Annotated in this window: 5 protein-coding genes; 1 reads left to right on the plus strand and 4 read right to left on the minus strand. The window is 71.6% G+C overall.

Annotation, left to right across the window (positions count from 1 at the left end):
- From B7767_RS14725 to B7767_RS14740, 4 genes are all read right to left on the minus strand, one after another.
- Positions 1 to 283, minus strand: a 283-nt coding sequence (locus B7767_RS14725; RefSeq protein ID WP_143652463.1) for a hypothetical protein, incomplete at its 3' end; no start/stop codon positions are given.
- Positions 284 to 574: 291 nt separating this feature from the next.
- Entirely contained in the window at positions 575 to 1,687 is a 1,113-nt protein-coding gene (locus B7767_RS14730; protein ID WP_085572587.1) for a HAMP domain-containing sensor histidine kinase, read from the minus strand.
- Positions 1,684 to 2,424: a response regulator transcription factor gene (locus tag B7767_RS14735; protein ID WP_028959305.1), complete on the minus strand. Its 741-nt coding sequence runs from the start codon at positions 2,422 to 2,424 to the stop codon at positions 1,684 to 1,686. The genes B7767_RS14730 and B7767_RS14735 overlap by 4 nt, the downstream gene beginning before the upstream one ends.
- Positions 2,425 to 2,548: 124 nt before the next feature.
- Complete coding sequence (locus B7767_RS14740; protein WP_085572588.1) at positions 2,549 to 3,241, minus strand: spermidine synthase; 693 nt, start codon at positions 3,239 to 3,241, stop codon at positions 2,549 to 2,551.
- Between the two features lie 149 nt (positions 3,242 to 3,390).
- Between B7767_RS14740 and lon the strand changes: the two genes are divergently transcribed.
- Complete coding sequence (lon, locus tag B7767_RS14745) at positions 3,391 to 5,805, plus strand: endopeptidase La (protein ID WP_085572589.1); 2,415 nt, start codon at positions 3,391 to 3,393, stop codon at positions 5,803 to 5,805.
- Positions 5,806 to 5,963: the final 158 nt, after the last annotated feature.

The raw sequence follows: 5,963 nt of genomic DNA on the forward strand, positions 1-5,963 counted from the left end.
CGGGCGCGGCGGGCCGGGCCGGAGCGGCCGGCTGGGCCGGGGTGGTGGTTCCCGCGGCCCCCGCGGCCGCGGTACCCGCCGGAGCCGAGGTCGCAGGCGCGCCCGGCTTGTAGTCGGCGAAGAAGTCCCACCAGGCTCGGTCCACCGAGTTCGGGTCCTGGAGGTACTGCTGGTAGATCTCGTCGACGAGCCATTCGTTGGCACCGAAGGCCGCAGCGGGGTTCTTGCCCGCTTGGTCGGTGTCGGTCGAGATGCTCGAGTTACTGGGGGACTGTGGCGACACGGCGTCAACCGCCCTCTTCCGCTTCGCAAGATGATGGACAGCGGAAATAAAGGCTACGCCCCCAAGAGCGAGAAGGTCAGGCCGGGCCCGTCCATCGTCGTGTAAGTCACATCGCGGCGGGTGTTTCGGCGCGGGAAATGGCGGGAAACAACCCTGGTTCCGCTTCTCCGGGCCGCTTCAGGGATCGCTCGGACGGGCCCCGGCGCGCAGCTCGCGCGGGCCTCTGCCTGATCACACGTGTCCGTCAGGACGAACGCCGGTGGATCTTGCGGCTCCGCTTCGAACTTTACGTCAACTTGGTACGGATGATGCTCCCGGAAGAGTGATGAGAATCCGGCAGCCCCGCTCGGATTCGGCCACTCCGATCCGGCCGCCGTGCAGATCGACGGCCCAGCGGGCGATCGCCAGGCCGAGACCGGTGCCTCCGTCGCTGCCCGGACCGTGCGGCCGGTTGACGCTGCCCCGGTTGAACCGCTCGAAGACGCGGTGCCACTCGGTCCGCGGAATGCCGGGTCCCTCGTCCACCACCTCCAGCTCCAGCGACTCCGGCTGGTCCCCGGGCCGTGCCCGGACCGTCACCCGGCCGTGCGGCGGGCTGTGCTTGACCGCGTTGTCGATGAGGTTGGCGACGACCTGGTGGATGCGCTCGGGGTCGGCGTGCGCGACGAGCTCCAGGGGCGAGACGTCGAGGTGCAGATGGACGTCCGTACGGGTGTGGCTGCCCGATCCGGAGGCCATGCCCGCGCGGGCCGTTGAGACCATGTTGGCCTCCTTCAGCACCCCGGACAGGTACGGCCACACCTCGAACCGCCGCTTCCTCAGCGGCACCACGCCGTTGTCCAGGCGGGACAGGTCGAGGAGCGTCTCCACGAGGCGGCCCAGCCGTTCGGTCTGCTTCAGGGCCGTGCGCATCGTCTCGGGGTCGGCCTGGGTGATGCCGTCGACGATGTTCTCCAGCACCGCGCGCAGGCCCGCGATGGGCGTGCGCAGCTCGTGCGAGACGTTGGCGACCAGCTCCTTGCGCTGGCGGTCCTGGGCCTCCAGCTCGTCGGCCATGACGTTGATCGTCCGGGCCAGGTCGCCGAGCTCGTCCCAGCGGTTCTCGCGCACCCGGCGGGTGTAGTCGCCGTGCGAGATGGAACGGGCCACGGCGTTCATGTCGTCCAGCGGCGCGGTGAGCGAGTGCGCCACGAACTGCGTGATGAGCAGCGTCGCGATCATCGAGAAGATCGTGATGAAGCGCAGCTCCGTCTTGGTGTGCACGGCTATCACCGACAGTCCCGTGGTGATCAGGACCGAGACGACGACCAGCGCACCCAGCTTGGTCTTGATCGAGAACGGGCGTACACCGCCCCAGGGCTGCCGCGCCCCGGGGCTTCTGCGTCCGGCCGGACCGTCGCTCATGGCGTCGGCGTCTCCAGGGCGTAGCCCACGCCGTGCACGGTGCGGATGCGCTCGGCGCCGATCTTCCGGCGCAGCGCCTTGATGTGGCTGTCGACCGTGCGGGTGCCGGAGGCGTCCGCCCAGTCCCACACCTCGGCCAGCAGCTGCTCACGGGAGAGCACCGCGCGGGGGGTGTTCGCCAGGCACACCAGGAGGTCGAACTCGGTGGGCGTCAGATGGACGTCCTCGCTGCGCACCCGCACCCTGCGCTGCGCGTGGTCGATCTCCAGCTCGCCCAGGCGCAGGATGCCGCTGCGCGGGGTCGTCGCCGCGAGGGCGGCCCGCTCCATGCGGCGCAGCAGGACGTGCACGCGGGCCGCCAGCTCCCGCATGGAGAAGGGCTTCGTCATGTAGTCGTCGGCGCCGACGCCCAGCCCGACCAGCATGTCGGTCTCGTCGTCACGCGCGGTGAGCATCAGCACCGGCACCGGCCGCTGGGCCTGCACGCGCCGGCAGACCTCCAGGCCGTCGAAGCCGGGCAGCATGATGTCGAGGATCAGCAGGTCGGGCTGCCAGGCCTCCGCCGTGTCCACCGCGGACGGGCCGTCGCCCGCCGTTTGCACCAGGAATCCCTCGGCGCGCAGGCGAGTCGCGATGGCGTCCACGATCGTCGCGTCGTCCTCGACCACCAGGACCCGGCGCTGGGCGCCGGGAGTGGTCGTGGCCGTGCCGTTGTGGGAGGTCTGTGTCTGCTCCATCGCCCGCCCCTGAGGTGTGCTTTTTCCGGAATCCGTGGGGTGATCCGTCGTCTGCGCATCACTGCGATTGACGCTTGAATGACCGCGTCAGGGCAGCAGCGTACGGGGAGTCACCGCGCCTTTGCTATCCAGGGCGGACGCCGAGGTGCACGACGTCCGGAACGCCCCGGGCAACGGGGATCTCTTCGGTACGCACCTGTTGGAACCCGGCATTCCGCAAGGTTCCCTCGAATTCCGGGGACGGCTTCGCCGACCACACGGCGAGTACCCCGCCCGGTCTCAACACCCTTGCGCAGGCGGCCAGTCCGACTGCCGAGTAGAGCCCGTCGTTGTCCTCGGTGACGGTCCAGTCGGGCCCGTTGTCGATGTCGAGGCAGAGCGCGTCGAACGTGTCCGATGTCTCATCGAGGTAACGGACGAGGTCCGCCTCGACGATCTCCGTGCGCGGGTCGGCGAGGGCCCGCGCGGAGAGCCCGGACAGCGGCCCCGCGCGGTGCCATTCGATGATCGCCGGTTCGCGCTCCACCACGGCGATCCGTCCCCAGTGGGGCTGCCCGGCGGCGTGTGCGAGCGAGAAGCCGACCCCGAGGCCGCCGATCAGGACGTGCGGGCCGTGCCCCGCGCGGGTGTCGAGGGCGGCCAGGGCGGCGTCGACGAGCCGCCGCTCCGAGCGGCCGTCGGAGGTGTCCATCAGGAAGCAGCCGTTGGCGATGATCTGCAGCAGGTCACCGTGCCTGCGCAGCACGACCTCGCCGTACGGGCCCTCGCGGCGGTCCAGGACTTCGGGGGGATCGGGAATGTCGTACGGGGTGGACATGCGTTCATCCTGACAGCTCCCCCTCCGCGGCGGCCGGGCTTCGGCACCCCGGGACGATGATCGCTCAGAGCGAACGCGGCTCCGGGAACATTCGGCGGCTCACAAGCATTGAGTCGGCATAGCTCAACTTGACTGCCGAAGGGGAGATCATGGCTGCTGAGTCCACACCGCTCGCCCTGCCCGTGCTGCCGCTCGACGACGAGGTCGTGCTGCCCGGAATGGTGGTTCCGCTGGACCTGAGCGATTCCGAGGTGCGAGCCGCGGTGGAGGCCGCCCAGGCCGCCGCCCGCACCGAGACGGGAAAGCCCAAGGTGCTCCTGGTGCCACGCGTCGACGGGACCTACGCCGGCACCGGTGTGCTGGGCACGGTCGAGCAGGTCGGCCGGCTGGCCGACGGCGATCCCGGCGCCCTGATCCGCGGCCGGGGCCGCGTGCGCATCGGCGCCGGTACGACCGGGCCGGGCGCGGCGCTGTGGGTGGAGGGCACGCGGATCGACGAGACCGTGCCCGAGCCGCTGCCGGGGCACGTGACCGAACTGGTCAAGGAGTACAAGGCGCTCGCCACCGCCTGGCTGCGCAAGCGCGGCGCCTGGCAGGTCGTCGACCGGGTCCAGGCCATCGACGACGTCTCCGCGCTCGCCGACAACTCCGGCTACTCGCCGTTCCTCACCACCGACCAGAAGGTCGCCCTGCTGGAGGCCACCGACCCGGTGGCACGGCTGAGGCTCGCCACCCAGCAGCTGCGCGACCACCTCGCCGAGCAGGACGTCGCCGAGACCATCGCCAAGGACGTCCAGGAGGGCGTCGACAAGCAGCAGCGCGAGTTCCTGCTGCGCCGCCAGCTCGAAGCCGTACGCAAGGAGCTGCGCGAGCTCAACGGCGAGCAGGAGGGCGAGGAGTCCGACGACTACCGGGCCCGCGTCGAGGCCGCCGACCTGCCCGAGAAGGTCCGCGAGGCCGCGCTCAAGGAGGTCGACAAGCTGGAGCGCTCCTCCGACCAGTCGCCCGAGGGCTCCTGGATCCGCACCTGGCTCGACACGGTCCTGGAGATGCCGTGGAGCGAGCGCACCGAGGACGCGTACGACATCCAGGGCGCCCGGGCGGTCCTCGACGCCGAGCACGCGGGCCTTCAGGACGTGAAGGAGCGGATCACCGAGTACCTGGCGGTGCGCAAGCGGCGCAGCGACCGGGGCCTGGGCGTGGTCGGCGGACGGCGCGGCGGTGCCGTGCTCGCCCTGGTCGGCCCGCCCGGCGTCGGCAAGACGTCCCTCGGCGAGTCCGTCGCCCACGCGATGGGCCGCAAGTTCGTCCGCGTCGCCCTCGGCGGCGTCCGCGACGAGGCCGAGATCCGCGGCCACCGCCGTACCTACGTCGGCGCGCTGCCCGGCCGGATCGTGCGGGCGATCAAGGAGGCCGGGTCGATGAACCCGGTCGTGCTCCTCGACGAGATCGACAAGGTGGGCTCCGACTTCCGCGGCGACCCGGCAGCGGCCCTGCTCGAAGTCCTCGACCCGGCGCAGAACCACACCTTCCGGGACCACTACCTGGAGGTCGAGCTCGACCTGTCCGACGTCGTGTTCCTCGCGACGGCCAACGTCCTGGAGGCCATCCCGGAGGCCCTGCTCGACCGCATGGAGCTGGTCCGCCTCGACGGCTACACCGAGGACGAGAAGGTCGTCATCGCCCGCGACCACCTGCTCCCGCGCCAGCTGGAGCGTGCCGGACTGGCCGAGGACGAGGTGACGCTCGACGAGGGCGCGCTGCGCAAGCTGGCCGGCGAGTACACGCGCGAGGCGGGCGTGCGCACCCTGGAGCGGTCCATCGCGCGGCTGCTGCGCAAGATCGCCGCCCAGCACGAACTGGGTGAGCGGAAGCTGCCCTTCACCGTGACCGGGGACGACCTGCGGGACCTGATCGGCCGGCCGCACCACGTGCCCGAGTCCGCCCAGGACCCGGCCGAGCGCCGTACCGCCGTCCCCGGTGTCGCCACCGGGCTCGCGGTGACCGGCGCCGGCGGGGACGTCCTCTACGTGGAGGCCTCCCTGGCCGACCCGGAGACGGGCGCGGCGGGACTGACCCTGACCGGCCAGCTCGGTGACGTGATGAAGGAGTCGGCGCAGATCGCGCTGAGCTTCCTGCGCAGCCACGGCGCCGAACTGGAGCTCCCGGTCGGCGACCTGAAGGACCGGGGCGTGCACATCCACTTCCCGGCGGGCGCGGTGCCCAAGGACGGCCCGAGCGCGGGCGTCACCATGACCACCGCCCTGGCCTCGCTGCTCTCCGGCCGGCTGGTCCGCACGGACGTGGCGATGACCGGTGAGGTCTCGCTGACCGGGCGGGTGCTGCCGATCGGCGGGGTGAAGCAGAAGCTGCTCGCCGCGCACCGCGCGGGGATCACCACCGTGATCATCCCCAAGCGCAACGAGCCCGACCTGGACGACGTCCCGGCGGAGGTGCTGGACAAGCTCGACGTCCACGCCGTCACCGACGTCCGCCAGGTCCTGGAACTGGCGCTGTCGCCGGCCACCAACGGTGTGGCGCCCGAGGTTCCGGTCGCGGCGTGACGGACGCGGCCGGATGAGGGAAGGCCCGGGTCCCGTGAGGGAGGCCCGGGCCTTCGCCGCGCCCGGCCGTAGTCGCCGTGCCAGGCCGTCTTCGCCGCGTCCGGCCGCCGTCGGCGGGCCGTCCGGACGGGGGATCCGCTCCCGCCGGCGTCCTGCCG

The sequence above is a fragment of the Streptomyces sp. 13-12-16 genome (assembly GCF_002114215.1).
GTDB lineage: Bacteria > Actinomycetota > Actinomycetes > Streptomycetales > Streptomycetaceae > Streptomyces.